The sequence below is a fragment of the Microbacterium tenebrionis genome, from assembly GCF_020682665.1.
In the GTDB taxonomy this organism is placed as follows: domain Bacteria; phylum Actinomycetota; class Actinomycetes; order Actinomycetales; family Microbacteriaceae; genus Microbacterium; species Microbacterium tenebrionis.
Genome location: NZ_JAGTTM010000003.1, coordinates 107539 through 122029 on the forward strand (window position 1 = coordinate 107539; position 14491 = coordinate 122029).

The 14491-nt window shown below is 67.9% G+C and carries 12 protein-coding genes and 2 tRNA genes; 12 read left to right on the plus strand and 2 right to left on the minus strand.

All coding sequences use genetic code 11. The features are described 5' to 3' along the window. The first annotated feature begins 5 nt into the window (after positions 1-5). From uvrA to KEC56_RS09685, 10 genes are all read left to right on the plus strand, one after another. A complete protein-coding gene (uvrA, locus tag KEC56_RS09640; protein WP_175988604.1) occupies positions 6-2894 on the plus strand; it encodes an excinuclease ABC subunit UvrA in 2889 nt (962 codons plus the stop codon). Further along, positions 2894-4801: an excinuclease ABC subunit UvrC gene (gene uvrC, locus KEC56_RS09645; protein WP_227530796.1), complete on the plus strand. Its 1908-nt coding sequence runs from the start codon at positions 2894-2896 to the stop codon at positions 4799-4801. The genes uvrA and uvrC overlap by 1 nt, the downstream gene beginning before the upstream one ends. A gap of 31 nt (positions 4802-4832) precedes the next feature. Beyond that, positions 4833-5705 carry an RNase adapter RapZ gene (gene rapZ / locus KEC56_RS09650; RefSeq protein ID WP_227530952.1) on the plus strand — a complete coding sequence of 291 codons (873 nt, stop codon included), beginning with the start codon at positions 4833-4835 and terminating at the stop codon, positions 5703-5705. 73 nt (positions 5706-5778) lie between these two features. Continuing rightward, positions 5779-6756, plus strand: a complete 978-nt coding sequence (gene whiA, locus KEC56_RS09655) for a DNA-binding protein WhiA (RefSeq protein WP_227530797.1) — start codon at positions 5779-5781, stop codon at positions 6754-6756. A 164-nt stretch (positions 6757-6920) separates the two neighbouring features. Further along, on the plus strand, positions 6921-7547 hold the full coding sequence (locus KEC56_RS09660; protein ID WP_175988612.1) for a superoxide dismutase: 627 nt from the start codon (positions 6921-6923) through the stop codon (positions 7545-7547). A gap of 93 nt (positions 7548-7640) precedes the next feature. Then, the gene (gene gap, locus KEC56_RS09665) at positions 7641-8651 is read left to right on the plus strand and encodes a type I glyceraldehyde-3-phosphate dehydrogenase (protein ID WP_227530798.1); all 1011 of its coding nucleotides are present in this window, start codon (positions 7641-7643) and stop codon (positions 8649-8651) included. A gap of 7 nt (positions 8652-8658) precedes the next feature. Continuing rightward, positions 8659-9873, plus strand: coding sequence for a phosphoglycerate kinase (locus KEC56_RS09670; RefSeq protein ID WP_227530799.1), 1215 nt, complete (start codon positions 8659-8661; stop codon positions 9871-9873). After that, positions 9864-10655: a triose-phosphate isomerase gene (tpiA, locus tag KEC56_RS09675; protein ID WP_175988618.1), complete on the plus strand. Its 792-nt coding sequence runs from the start codon at positions 9864-9866 to the stop codon at positions 10653-10655. Before KEC56_RS09670 ends, tpiA begins: the two co-directional genes overlap by 10 nt. Before the next feature lie 82 nt (positions 10656-10737). Further along, positions 10738-10986, plus strand: coding sequence for a preprotein translocase subunit SecG (gene secG / locus KEC56_RS09680; RefSeq protein WP_175988620.1), 249 nt, complete (start codon positions 10738-10740; stop codon positions 10984-10986). Position 10987: 1 nt separating this feature from the next. Then, positions 10988-11344 (plus strand): RNA polymerase-binding protein RbpA, encoded by a 357-nt coding sequence (locus KEC56_RS09685; protein ID WP_227530800.1) that lies wholly within the window; start codon positions 10988-10990, stop codon positions 11342-11344. A gap of 63 nt (positions 11345-11407) precedes the next feature. Here KEC56_RS09685 and KEC56_RS09690 read toward each other — a convergent pair whose 3' ends face one another. Together KEC56_RS09690 and KEC56_RS09695 are read right to left on the minus strand one after the other, a co-directional pair. Then, the gene (locus KEC56_RS09690) at positions 11408-12616 is read right to left on the minus strand and encodes a hypothetical protein (protein ID WP_227530801.1); all 1209 of its coding nucleotides are present in this window, start codon (positions 12614-12616) and stop codon (positions 11408-11410) included. Between the two features lie 23 nt (positions 12617-12639). Beyond that, positions 12640-12713: transfer RNA gene (locus KEC56_RS09695), tRNA-Gly, on the minus strand. A 104-nt stretch (positions 12714-12817) separates the two neighbouring features. On the opposite strand from KEC56_RS09695, the gene KEC56_RS09700 reads away from it, so the two are divergent. Continuing rightward, a tRNA-Pro gene (locus KEC56_RS09700) sits at positions 12818-12894 on the plus strand. Between the two features lie 61 nt (positions 12895-12955). Further along, positions 12956-14446: a trigger factor gene (tig, locus tag KEC56_RS09705; protein WP_227530802.1), complete on the plus strand. Its 1491-nt coding sequence runs from the start codon at positions 12956-12958 to the stop codon at positions 14444-14446. Positions 14447-14491 lie beyond the last annotated feature (45 nt).

Consider the following 14491-nt stretch of genomic DNA (forward strand, 5'->3'; position numbering starts at 1 on the left):
GTCCGGTGCCTATTGTCCCCGTCGCCAGCTCCGGAAAGCTCAGTGTCCGCGGTGCCCGCGTCCACAACCTCAAGAACGTCGACATCGACATCCCCCGGGATTCGCTCGTCGTCTTCACCGGCCTGTCCGGGTCGGGGAAGTCGAGCCTCGCGTTCGACACGATCTTCGCCGAAGGGCAGCGCCGCTACGTCGAATCGCTGAGCGCGTACGCCCGGCAGTTCCTGGGGCAGGTGGATCGGCCGGACGTCGACTTCATCGAGGGCCTGAGCCCCGCGGTGTCGATCGACCAGAAGTCGACCAACCGCAACCCGCGATCGACGGTCGGCACGATCACCGAGATCTACGACTACATGCGACTGCTGTGGGCGCGCATCGGCATCCCGCACTGCCCGCAGTGCGGTGAGCGCATCCAGCGGCAGACGGTGCAGCAGATCGCCGATCAGCTCATGCAGCTGCCCGAGCGCACCAGGTACCAGATCGTCGCTCCCGTCGTCTCGCAGAAGAAGGGCGAGTTCGTCGATCTGTTCCGCGAGCTCGGCGCCAAGGGATACTCGCGTGCGATCGTCGACGGCGATCTCATCCAGCTCGCAGAGCCCCCGACGCTCAAGAAGAGCTACAAGCACGACATCGCGGTGGTCGTCGACCGTCTCGTGGCATCCGACGACATCCTGGGCCGCGTGACCGATTCGGTCGAGACCGCGCTCGGACTCGCCGGCGGCGTCGTGCAGGTCAACTACGTCGACGAAGACGGGGACGCCGCGTGGCAGTCGTTCTCCGAGAAGCTGGCCTGCCCGAACGGACACCCGATCACGCTCACCGAGATCGAGCCGCGCACGTTCTCGTTCAACGCGCCCTTCGGTGCGTGCCCGGCGTGCTCGGGGCTGGGCACGCGCATGTCCGTCGACGTCGACCTCATGCTCGGCGATGAGGAGCTCTCGATCCGCGAGGGTGCGATCATCCCGTGGACCACGCAGGGCAAGGGCCTGTTCCAGTACTACGAGCGACTGCTCGAAGGTCTTGCGCGCGATCTGAAGTTCTCGCTCGACACTCCGTGGAAAGACCTGCGCGTCGACGTGCAGGATGCCGTGCTCCGCGGCGACGACTACAAGGTCACCGTCAAGTGGAAGAACCGCTACGGCCGCGAGATGCGCTACGCATCCGGTTTCGAGGGCGTCGTGCCGTACATCGAGCGGCAGTACGCCCAGGCCGAGAGCGACAACCAGCGTGCACGCTGGGGCGAGTACCTGCGCGAGGTGCCGTGTCCGGTCTGCGGTGGCGACCGCCTGAAGCCCGAGGTCCTCGCGGTGCAGGTGCACGGGCACTCCATCGCCGAGGTCTCGCACCTGAGCCTCGCCGATGCCCGCGAGTTCATGGAGAAGCTGACCCTCACCGAGCGCGAGGCGAAGATCGCCGCCCAGGTGCTCCGCGAGATCCGCCTGCGCCTCGACTTCCTGCTGCAGGTCGGCCTCAACTACCTCAACCTCAGCCGTTCGGCCGGGTCTCTGTCCGGCGGCGAGGCGCAGCGCATCCGCCTGGCCACGCAGATCGGCTCGGGTCTCACGGGCGTGCTGTATGTGCTCGACGAGCCGTCGATCGGTCTGCATCAGCGCGACAACCGGCGGCTCATCCAGACGCTGCAGAAGCTGCGCGACCTCGGCAACACGCTCATCGTCGTCGAGCACGACGAAGAGACGATCGAAGCAGCCGACTGGGTCGTCGACGTGGGGCCGGGCGCCGGCGTGAACGGCGGCGGCATCGTGCACTCGGGCCCGTACAGCGCGTTGCTCGGAGACACCGAGTCGATGACCGGCGACTACCTCTCCGGCCGCCGTGAGATCCCCACGCCGAAGAAGCGCCGCAAGATCGACAAGAAGCGTCAGCTCACTGTCGTCGGGGCACGCGAGAACAACCTCAAGAACGTCACGGCCGACTTCCCGCTCGGCGTGCTCACTGCGGTCACCGGGGTGAGCGGATCGGGCAAGTCGTCGCTCGTCAACGACATCCTGTACCGGGTGCTCGCATCCAAGCTCAACGGCGCCCGTACCCTCGCCGGCAAGCACACCCGCGTCACCGGCCTCGACAACCTCGACAAGGTCATCCATGTCGATCAGGCGCCGATCGGCCGCACGCCGCGGTCGAACCCCGCCACCTACACGGGCGTGTTCGATCGCATCAGGTCGCTGTTCGCCGAGACGCCCGAGGCGAAGGTCCGCGGCTACCAGCCCGGCCGCTTCAGCTTCAACGTCAAGGGCGGCCGCTGCGAGGCGTGCGCGGGTGACGGCACGATCAAGATCGAGATGAACTTCCTTCCCGACGTGTACGTCGACTGCGAGGTCTGCCACGGCAAGCGGTACAACCGCGACACCCTGGCTGTGCACTACAAGGGCAAGAACATCGCCGAGGTGCTCGAGATGCCCATCGAAGAGGCAGCCGAGTTCTTCGAGCCCATCCAGGCGATCCACCGCTACATGAAGACGCTGGTGGACGTCGGCCTCGGCTACGTCCGTCTCGGTCAGTCGGCCACAACGCTCTCCGGCGGCGAGGCGCAGCGCGTCAAGCTCGCTACCGAGCTTCAGCGCCGCAGCAACGGACGCAGCGTCTACGTGCTCGACGAGCCGACCACCGGCCTGCACTTCGAAGACGTCCGCAAGCTCCTCGAGGTGCTGAACGGCCTCGTCGACAAGGGCAACACCGTGATCGTCATCGAGCACAACCTCGACGTCATCAAGTCGGCCGACTGGGTGATCGACCTCGGTCCGGAGGGCGGCGCAGGCGGCGGCGAGATCCTCGCCACCGGTACGCCGGAGCAGATCGCGCGCGTCGAAGAGAGCCACACCGGCCTGTTCCTCGCGGAGATCCTCGGCGAGGGGCGCGGAGCCCGCAAGGCCAGCTGATGGCCGACGTCCTCCCGTACAAGCCGAAGCAGGGCGAGATCCCGACCGAGCCCGGCGTCTACCGCTTCCGCGATGCGCAGGGCCGGGTGCTGTACGTCGGCAAGGCGAAGAACCTGCGTCAGCGATTGTCGAACTACTTCGCTCCGCTGCGCACGCTGCACGAGCGGACGCGCCGCATGGTGACGACGGCCGCATCCGTGGAGTGGACGGTCGTGCCGACCGATGTCGATTCCCTGCAGCTCGAGTACATGTGGATCAAGGAGTTCGATCCGCCGTTCAACGTGCGCTACAAGGACGACAAGTCGTACCCGTTCATGGCGATCACGCTCGGCGACGAGGCTCCGCGCGTGATGGTCACGCGCAACCGCAAGATCCCCGGCGCTCGCTACTTCGGCCCCTATCCGAAGGTATGGGCGGTGCACGACACGATCGACCTGATGATCAAGGTCTTCCCGATCCGCACCTGCTCGGATGCGAGCTACAAGCGCGCCATGTCCACCGGGCGCCCGTGCTTCCCCGGCCAGATCGGCAAGTGCGGCGGGCCGTGCTCGATGACGGTGACCATCGAGGAGCACCGGGCGATCGTCGACGACTTCGTGGCGTTCATGGCGGGCGGCGATGAACGCTTCACCAAGGAGCTCACGAAGCGGATGCTGGCGGCCTCGGCTGCGATGGACTACGAGGCCGCTGCGAAGTACCGCGATCAGCTCGCCTCGATCGAGGCCGTGCTGGGCAAGAGCGCCCTGGTGCTGCCGGCCGACGAGGACGCCGACCTGTTCGGCATCGCGGAGGACGAGCTCGCCGCGACCGTGCAGCACTTCACGATCCGCGGCGGTCGAGTGCGTGGTGTCCGGGCGACGACGATCGAGAAGGAGATCGACATCTCCGGCGCCGATCTGGTCGACCAGGTGCTGCAGCGGGCCTACGGGGAGGGGGTCGACATCCCCCGTCGTGTCCTGGTGCCCTCGCTGCCCGATGACGCGGCTGAGCTCGAGGTGTGGTTGCAGGAGCGCCGCGGCCGCCGCGTCGAGATCGCGGTCGCTCAGCGCGGTCAGCGGGCCGAGCTCATGCGCACGGCGACGCTCAACGCCCAGCAGGCGCTGATCCGGCACAAGACCCGCCGCACCAGCGACTACGTGGCGCGCACCCAGGCCCTGACCGATCTGCAGGAGGCTCTCGATCTGGACACCGCGCCGCTGCGCATCGAGTGCTTCGACATCTCGCACCTCGGCGGGACGAACGTCGTCGCCTCGATGGTGGTGTTCGAGGACGGCCTGCCGCGCAAGGACCAGTACCGCTCGTTCAACATCGCCGAGACCACCGACGACACCGACTCGATGTACCAGGTGCTGATGCGCCGTCTGGCGTACCTCGACAGGCCTGAGCCCGAGGACCAGGCCGATTCAGCCGTCGTGACGGACCCGCTCGCCACCGATGCGGAGGTCGTGACGACCCGCAAGCGGCCCCGCTTCTCGTACCCGCCGCAGCTGCTTCTCGTCGACGGCGGCAAGCCCCAGGTCGAGGCGGCCGCCCGCGCGCTGCGCGACTCCGGGCACACCGAGATCGGCCTGTGCGGCATCGCCAAGCGGCTGGAGGAGGTGTGGCTGCCCGGCGAGGACTTCCCGGTGATCCTGCCCCGCACGAGCGAGGCCCTGTACCTGCTGCAGCGTCTGCGCGACGAGGCCCACCGATTCGCGATCACCCATCAGCGCAAGCGCCGTCGGCGCGACATCTCCACGGTTCTCGAGGAGATCCCCGGCCTCGGCGCCGCGCGCATCAAGACGCTCCTGAAGCACTTCGGCTCGGTCGCCGCGCTCAAGGCCGCGGCCCCCGATGCGATCCAGGAGGTGCCGGGTATCGGCCCGACGCTGGCGCAGAGCATCCACACACGCCTGCGGAGCGGATAGGCTGGTCTCCACAGCGAGAAGGAGCCCCGTGATATCCGCCGAGGAGAAGAACGAATTCCTCATCGTCACCGGTATGTCCGGTGCGGGACGATCGACCGTCGCCAATGCGCTCGAGGACCTCGGCTGGTACGTGGTCGACAACCTTCCGCCGCAGATGCTCCGCCCGCTGCTCGATCTGACCGACCTCGGCGGGGGAGCCCTTCCGAAGGTCGCCGCGGTCGTCGACGTGCGCGGACGCAATCTGTTCAACGACTTCCCCGAAGTCGCCCGTGCGCTCCGTTCCCGCGGCAGTGTGCGCGTGGTGTTCCTGGACGCGTCCGATGACGTGCTCGTGCGCCGGTTCGAGTCCGTGCGCCGGCCGCATCCGCTGCAGGAGGACGGCACACTGCTCGATGGCATCCGTCTGGAGCGCTCCCGCCTCACGCTCGTCCGCGAAGCGGCCGACATCGTCATCGACACGTCCTCGTTGAACATCCATCAGCTCGCGACCCAGGTGTCCGAGACCTTCTCGGAGGAGGGAGCGGCGAGGCACCGGCTGACCATCCTCAGCTTCGGCTTCAAGTACGGGCTGCCCACGGACGTGGATCTCGTCGCCGACATGCGATTCCTGCCCAACCCCTATTGGAACGACGACCTGCGCGGTCTTACCGGCCAGGACGAGCCGGTGCGCGACTACGTGCTCGCGCAGGAGGGCGCCACGGAATTCCTGGAAGCGTACGCCGCCGCGCTCGTCCCCGTCCTCGAGGGCTACCAGCGCGAGAACAAGGGGCACTCGACGGTCGCGATCGGCTGCACGGGCGGCAAGCACCGCTCCGTGGCGATGGCCGCGGAGCTTGCGAAGCGCCTGTCCGAGATCCCCGGCATCGCGGTCAGCGTGCGGCACCGGGATCTCGGGCGCGAGTGAGGCGCGCAGGCGGCGGACGGTAAACTGATGGTTTGCGTCGCGATCCGACGCGCGAAGCTTTCCAAGGAGTCCCGTGGCACTTACCACCGATGTCAAGGCTGAGCTCGTCAGCATCCGCAACGCACCTCCCACGGTGCGCGTCGCCGAGGTCACCGCGATCCTCCGGTTCGCCGGAGGCCTGCACTCGATCGCCGGCCGTGTCGCGGTCGAGGCTGAGGTGGATGCCGATCTGCTGGCGCGCCGGGTCGCCCGCGACCTCGCCGAGATCTACGGAGTCCGTCCCGAGATCGCCCAGGTGCAGTCCGCGAGCGCGCAGGACGGTGCGCGGTACGCGGTCCGAGTGATCGGCGCGGGGGAGACCCTCGCCCGGCAGACCGGACTGCTCGATCAGCGTCGCCGGCCCGTCCGCGGGCTGCCCAACCGCCTGACGACCGGATCCCGCGAAGAGATCGCCGGGCTGTGGCGCGGAGCGTTCCTCGCAGCAGGAACCCTCTCCGACCCCGGTCGCTCGGCCATGCTCGAGGTGTCGTGCCCGAGTTCCGAGGCGGCGATGGCACTCGTCGGCGCCGCTCATCGCCTCGGCGTCGCCGCCAAGGCCCGCGAAGTGCGCGGCATGCCGCGCGTCGTCGTCCGCGACGGCGAGGCCATCCGCTCGATCCTCGCCCAGATGGGCGCCGTCAAGACCGCGGCGGCGTGGGAGGAGATGCGCCAGCGTCGAGAGGTCCGCGCGGGCGTCAACCGCCTCGTCAACTTCGACGATGCGAATCTGCGCCGCTCGGCACAGGCCGCGGTGGCCGCGTGCGCGCGCGTCGAGCGGGCTCTCGAGATCCTCGGCGACACCGTGCCCGACCACCTGCGCATGGCGGGCGAGCTGCGCCTTGCGCACCGCGACGCGAGCCTGGACGAGCTCGGCCACCACGCGGATCCACCGCTGACCAAGGACGCGGTCGCCGGCCGCATCCGGCGCCTGCTCGCCATGGCCGACAAGCGCGCCCAGCACGACGGCATCCCCGGCACTGAATCGGCCGTGCCAGCCGGTCTCGACGTATAGCCGTCGCCGGCGGGTCGGGAGAAACCGGCCGTCATCCGCGGAAGCATCCTGGCCGCGTCCGTGTTGTCGTCGCTAGGATGAAGAAGTCTGCTCCGTGCCGCATTCGGGTGGCGCGGAGGAACCGACAAGCGCCGCGGCGCGGCGCGGATTGGATGAAAAGCGACATGGCTACGTACACGCTCCCCGACCTCCCCTACGACTTCGCGGCGCTGGAACCGCACATCAGCGGCAAGATCATGGAGCTGCACCACGACAAGCACCACGCGACGTACGTGAGCGGTGCAAACGCGGCGCTCGACGCCCTCGCCGAGGCTCGTGACAGCGGAAACCTCACGAACGTCAACAAGCTCGAGAAGGACCTCGCGTTCAACCTCGGCGGTCACGTCAACCACTCGATCTTCTGGACCAACCTGTCGCCGAACGGCGGCGGCCAGCCCGAGGGCGAGTTGAAGGCGGCCATCGACGAGTTCTTCGGCTCGTTCGAGAAGTTCCAGGCCCACTTCACGGCTGCGGCCACCGGCATCCAGGGCTCCGGCTGGGCCGTCCTCAGCTGGGACGCGATCGGTCAGCGCCTGATCATCCAGCAGCTGTTCGACCAGCAGGCCAACACCGCCCAGGGCACGATCCCGCTGTTCCAGCTCGACATGTGGGAGCACGCGTTCTACCTCGACTACCTCAACGTGAAGGCCGACTACGTCAAGGCCGCATGGAACATCGCCAACTGGGAGAACGTCGCGCAGCGTCTCGACGTCGCCCGCAAGCAGACGAACGGGCTGCTGGTACTGTCGTAATCAAGACGGGCGTCCCGACGGTTCGCCCGTCGGGACGCCGTTGTCCATACCCCCGAAAACGCGCTCTCCGCGCATGACAATCAGGAGATTCCTTTGTCTGTCAAGATCGGCATCAACGGCTTCGGCCGTATCGGACGCAACTTCTTCCGCGCGGCTCTCGCGCAGGGTGCGGACCTCGAGATCGTCGCAGTGAACGACCTCACCGACAACAAGACGCTCGCGCACCTGCTCAAGTACGACTCGGTCGGCGGCGTCCTCGACGCGGAGATCAGCTACGACGACGACAGCATCACGGTCAACGGCAAGCAGATCCGGGCCTTCGCCGACCGCGACCCCGCGAACCTTCCGTGGGGCGAGCTCGGCGTCGACATCGTCATCGAGTCGACCGGCTTCTTCACTAAGGCCGAGGCCGCCAAGAAGCACATCGATGCAGGTGCCAAGAAGGTCATCATCTCGGCACCCGGCACGGGCGTCGACGCCACCTTCGTCATGGGCGTCAACGAGGACTCGTACGACCCGGCCGCGCACAACATCATCTCGAACGCGTCGTGCACGACGAACTGCCTCGCTCCTCTCGCGAAGGTGTTCAACGATGAGTTCGGCATCGAGCGCGGCTTCATGATGACCGCGCACGCCTACACCGCCGACCAGAACCTGCAGGACGGCCCGCACGGCGACCTGCGCCGCGCACGCGGTGCCGCGATCAACATCGTCCCGGCCTCCACGGGTGCAGCCAAGGCGATCGGCGAGGTCCTGCCGGAGCTCAACGGCAAGCTCAGCGGCTCGTCGTACCGCGTTCCGGTTCCCACCGGCTCGATCGTCGACCTCACGCTCATCGCGAACCGCGACGACCTGACGGCCGACGAGGTCAACGCCGCGTACAAGAAGGCCGCCGCCGACGGACGCCTGGCCGGCTTCCTCCAGTACAACGAGGACCCGATCGTCTCGAGCGACATCCAGGGCAACCCGCACTCGTCGATCTTCGACTCGACCCTGACCAACGTCAGCGGCAACCTCGTCAAGGTCTCCAGCTGGTACGACAACGAGTGGGGCTACTCCAACCGTCTCGTCGACCTGACCGAGTACGTCGCCGAGCGCGTCTGAGACTCTCATGACCCTGCGCACCCTGGAATCACTGGGTTCGCTCGAGGGCAAGCGCGTCATCGTCCGTTGTGACCTGAACGTCCCCCTGAAGGACGGCGTCATCACGGACGATGGCCGCGTTCGCGCCTCGTTGCCGACTCTGAAGACGCTCATTGAGGCCGGCGCACGCGTTGTCGTGTGCTCGCACCTGGGTCGCCCCGACGGCGCCCCCGACCCGAAGTACAGCCTCGCGCCGGTCGCGAAGCGGCTGTCCGAGCTGCTCGAGCAGCCGGTCGCCTTCGCGTCGGACACCGTCGGCGAGTCGGCCCGCGAGACCGTGTCGGCGCTCGAGAACGGCGAGGTCGCAGTCATCGAGAACCTGCGGTTCAACGCAGGGGAGACCGCGAAGGACGATGCCACCCGCCAGGCGTTCGCCGGTGAGCTCGCACAGCTCGGTGACGTGCTCGTCTCGGACGGCTTCGGCGTCGTGCACCGCAAGCAGGCCAGCGTCTACGACCTGGCCGAGATCCTGCCGTCCGCAGCCGGTCTGCTCATCGCGACCGAATTGGACGTCCTCGACCGCCTCACCGAGAACCCCGAGCGCCCGTACACGGTCGTCCTCGGCGGTTCCAAGGTCAGCGACAAGCTCGGGGTCATCTCGCACCTGCTGCCGCGCGTCGACCGTCTGCTCGTCGGCGGAGGGATGCTGTTCACGTTCCTCGCCGCGCAGGGTCATGCCGTCGCCTCGAGCCTGCTCGAGAAGGACCAGCTCGACACGGTCCGCGGCTACCTCGCCGAGGCCGCCGACCGCGGCGTCGAGATCGTCCTGCCGACGGACGTGGTCGTCGCCGCGTCGTTCGCGGCGGACGCCGACCATGAGACCGTTGCAGCGGATGCCATCGAGGAGAGCTCGTTCGGCGCATCCGGCATCGGCCTCGACATCGGACCCGACACGGCCGCGGCGTTCGCCGACGCGATCCGCAGCTCGAAGACGGTGTTCTGGAACGGCCCCATGGGTGTGTTCGAGTTCCCCGCGTTCGCCGCAGGGACCAAGGCCGTCGCGCAGGCCCTCACCGAAGTCGACGGCCTCGGCGTCGTCGGCGGCGGCGATTCGGCCGCTGCCGTTCGTCAGCTCGGCTTCGATGATGACCAGTTCGGTCACATCTCGACGGGCGGAGGCGCGAGCCTCGAGTTCCTCGAGGGCAAGAAACTACCCGGCCTGGAGGTGCTCGGATGGGCATGAACGCCCGTACCCCGCTGATCGCGGGCAACTGGAAGATGAACCTGGATCACTTGCAGGCGGTCGCGTTCGTGCAGAAACTGCACTGGGCGCTCAAGGACGCCAAGCACGAGGACGGATCGGTCGAGGTGGCGGTGTTCCCGCCGTTCACCGCCATCCGCAGCGTGCAGACGCTGATCGACGCCGACAAGATCCCGTTCGCGCTCGGCGCGCAGGACCTGTCGTCGCACGACTCGGGCGCATACACGGGTGAGGTCTCGGGCGCATTCCTCGCCAAGCTCGATGCGAAGTACGTCATCATCGGCCACTCGGAGCGTCGTGAATACCACGCCGAGTCCGACGAGGTCGTCGCCGCCAAGGTCCAGGCTGCGCTCAGGCACGGCCTCGTGCCGGTGATCTGCGTGGGCGAGACCGCGGAGGACCTCGAGAAGTTCGGGGCGAGTGCGGTTCCCGCCGGCCAGTTGGAGGCTGCGTTGAAGGGCGTGCCCGCGTCCGCGGACATCGTCGTCGCGTACGAGCCGGTCTGGGCGATCGGATCCGGTCAGGCCGCGACGCCGCAGCAAGCTCAGGACGTCTGCGCGGCTCTGCGCGGCGTGCTCGCGAAGGCCCTGGACGAGGATGCCGCTGCGCGCACCCGCATCCTGTACGGCGGTTCGGTCAAGGCGGCGAACATCGCCAGTTTCATGCGCGAGCCCGATGTGGACGGTGCACTGGTCGGCGGCGCGAGCCTCGTGGTCGACGATTTCGCCGCGATCATCCGGTTCGAGAAGCACGTCGGCGTCTGAGCGGTGACGGGGCTCGGCCCCGTCACCCACGTATACTTGGCACTTACGGGCAAACACCTGTCCCTTCGAAAGGCTCTCCCTCGTGGCAATTCTTGAGTTCGTCCTGCAGGTCCTGCTGGGTATCACCAGCGTCCTGCTGACACTCCTCATCCTTCTCCACAAGGGCCGCGGCGGCGGTCTGTCGGACATGTTCGGCGGTGGAATGACGACGGCGGTCGGCTCCTCGGGCCTCGCCGAGCGAAACCTCAACCGATTCACCATCGTCCTGGCACTCGTGTGGTTCGTCTCCATCGTCGGGCTGGGCCTCATCACGAAGCTCGAGGTGATCTGACATGGCCACAGGAGGCAACGCCATCCGCGGAACCCGCGTGGGTTCCGGCCCGATGGGGGAGCAGGACCACGGCTACCACGCGGACCGGATCGCCGTGTCGTACTGGGACGGGCTCGGCAACGAGACCGTCCGCTACTTCGCGGCCGGGCTCCCCGACGAGGAGATCCCCGAGACGATCGATCACCCGCAGTCGGGCCTCCCGGCCGGGCGCGACAAGAACAACCCGCCCGAGCTCGCCAAGAACGAGCCCTACAAGACGCACCTCGCCTACGTGAAGGAGCGCCGCACCGACGACGAGGCGGCACAGCTCCTCGACGAGGCCCTGACGCAGCTGCGCGAGCGCCGCGGCCAGGCCTGAGCCACTCGCAGCGAAGCCGTCACGATCTCCGGATCGTGGCGGCTTCGTCGTTCTCGTGCGTCGTCAGCGACAGCCCGCCGCAGCATCGATGAGCGACTGCGACGGAGCGCCGTAGGCCGACGTGCCGTTCGCGTCGTCGGTGAAACCCTTGCTGATCGCCCAGGCGGTCGCCCATGCCTCGATCGTGTCGGGGTCCGAGTCGTCGTACATGCCCTCGCACCTGACGCTGATCGCATGCCCGACCTCGTGCGCGACGAGCGCGCGGCTGCGGTCTCCGGGCCAGTACGCCGCGACGGAGTCCGACAGCTTGATCGTCGAGTACCCGGGGTCGCCGTACCACCAGGTGGCGTAGCCGCCCATGCTGTCTCCATACCCGTAGCCGTTCACGAGCGGCGACCAGTCGAAATCCAGCAGCACCCCGGGGGCGAGCTCCCGTGCGAACGCCTCGATCTCGGTGCGGGCCTGGAGCAGCGGGCCCTGCTTCTCGGCGAGCTCGGCCGTCTCCGAGGACAGCATCGCCGCAGCAGCGGACTCGAGGTCGGTGTACGCGGCGACGGTCGTCGCATCCATGATCACGGCACCCTCGAGGGCACCGGCTGCACGGCGCAGCGCGATGATGTCGGGATTGCGCGCCGAGATGTGCTTCGCCTCGAAGTCGCTCGCGGATCCGGCCGCCGACAGCACAGCGGTCACGCCCGCCTCGTCCAGGGCCGCAGCGGCCGTCTGCGCGCCGTCGCGCGCCTCATCGAAGGCGCCCGTCTGCGCGCGGGCGTCCGCGCTCTCCTCGTCCAGCTGCGACGCCGCGCCGAACAGCTCCCACGCCCACGCCGGCTTTTCCTGCGCGCGGGGGAGGGCGTCATCCGCCAGCGCGGCAGCATCGACGGCTGCCTGCTCGGCCGCGGCGGATGCGTCGTCGAGCACGGCAGCGCTCTCGCCATCCATCAACCGGTCGGTCCTCACGGCGATGACCTCCGCCGCGGAATCCATCGTCTCGGTGAGCGAGGACGCCGCATCCGCGAGACCGGCCTGACCGGCCTCGGCCTGATCGACCGCATCGTCGAAGGCGACGAGAGCCTCGTCGTAGCCGACGTTCGCGCCCCACTGGATGCCGGCGCATGCGACGCCCACGACCACGACGCCGAGAGCGACCCACCACCACCGGCGGGAGCCGCGCGGCGAGCGGGGAGCGAGCATGGCATGCTCTGCCGTGCCGCCGACGACCGGACCGAAATCGTGTCCGCCCGGCGCGGAGGGAACCGGTGACTCTGCCACGAGTTCTCCTCCCGACGGGGAAGTGGAGGGGATGACGGGAATCGAACCCGCGTCATTAGTTTGGAAGACTAAGGCTTTACCATTAAGCTACATCCCCATTTCGGCGCACCGCCGAGCAGAGCGCCTCGTAAAGCATAGCGGACGTTGGAAGCCCTCCTGTCCGTTAGACTCGACAAGGCCGTTTCCCCGCGCGGGTTCAACCGGGGCGTAGCTCAGCTTGGTAGAGCGCCCGCTTTGGGAGCGGGAAGTCGCAGGTTCAAATCCTGTCGCCCCGACCACGGCCCTCACGAACCTCAGGCCGCGCCTGTCGCGCGGAAATCCAAAGGAGAACACACCAGCATGGCGAACAGCACCGTCGAGAAGCTGAACCCGACCCGGGCCAAGCTCACCATCACGGTCACCCCGGACGACCTCAAGCCCTCGATCGCGCACGCGTACGAGCACATCGCTCAGGACGTCCAGATTCCCGGTTTCCGCAAGGGCAAGGTCCCCGCTCCCATCATCGACCAGCGCATCGGTCGCGGCGCCGTCATCGAGCACGCCGTCAACGAGGGCCTCGACAAGTTCTTCCGCGAGGCAGCGGCTGAGCAGAGCCTGCGCATCGTCGGCCGTCCGTCGGCCGACATCACCCAGTGGCCGAATGAGAAGGACTTCTCCGGCGACCTGATCGTCGAGATCGAGGTCGACGTGCGCCCCGAGATCGAGGTGCCCGAGCTCTCCGACATCACCCTCACCGTCGACGCCATCGAGGCCGACGAGGCCGCGCTGACCGAGGAGCTCGACAAGCTGCGCGCTCGCTTCGGCACGCTGATCCCCGTCGCGCGCCCCGCGGCGAAGGGCGACTTCGTCGAGCTCGACCTCGTCGCCACGATCGACGGCGCCGAGATCGACCGTGCCGAGGGCGTCTCGTACGAGGTCGGCTCCGGCGAGCTCCTCGAGGGCATCGACGACGCCATCGAGTCGCTCACCGCCGGTGAGGAAACCACGTTCCGCTCCAAGCTCGTCGGCGGCGACCACGCCGGCGAAGAGGCTGAGGTCTCCGTCAGTATCAAGTCCGTCAAGGAGCGCGAGCTCCCCGAGGCCGACGACGACTTCGCTCAGATCGCCAGCGAGTTCGACACCATCCCCGAGCTGCGCGACAGCCTCGCCGAGCGCGTGAACGAGCAGGGCGTGTTCACCCAGGGCTCGGCAGCTCGCGACCAGCTCATCGAGACGCTGCTCGAGAAGATCGAGATCCCCGTCCCGCCGCAGCTCATCGAGGACGAGGTGCACAACCATCTCGAGTCCGAGAACCGTCTCGAGGACGACGAGCACCGCGCCGAGGTCACCGAGGCCAGCGAGAAGCAGTTCCGCACGCAGGTGCTGCTCGACACGATCGCCGAGCAGGCCGACGTGCAGGTGTCGCAGGAGGAGCTCAGCTCGTACCTGATCCAGTCCGCCGCGCAGTACGGCATGGCTCCGCAGGAGTTCGTCGAGGCGCTGCAGTCCTCGAACCAGCTGCCGGCGCTCGTCGGCGAGGTCGCCCGCAACAAGGCTCTCGCCATCGCACTCGGCAAGGTCAACGTCGTCGACTCGAAGGGTGCCAAGGTCGACCTGTCGAGCCTGGTCGCCGTCGATGACGAGGACGAGGCCGCCGAGGCACCGGCCGAGGAGAAGTCCGCGAAGAAGGCTCCGGCCAAGAAGCCCGCCGCGAAGAAGGCTCCGGCGAAGAAGGCCGAGAAGGCCGACGACGCCGCCGCTGACGAGAAGCCGGCCGCGAAGAAGGCTCCGGCCAAGAAGCCTGCGGCCAAGAAGGCACCCGCCAAGAAGGCTGCCGACAAGGCCGAGTGATCGCACACTGATCATGACGAAAGGGCGGATGCTGCGGCATCCGCC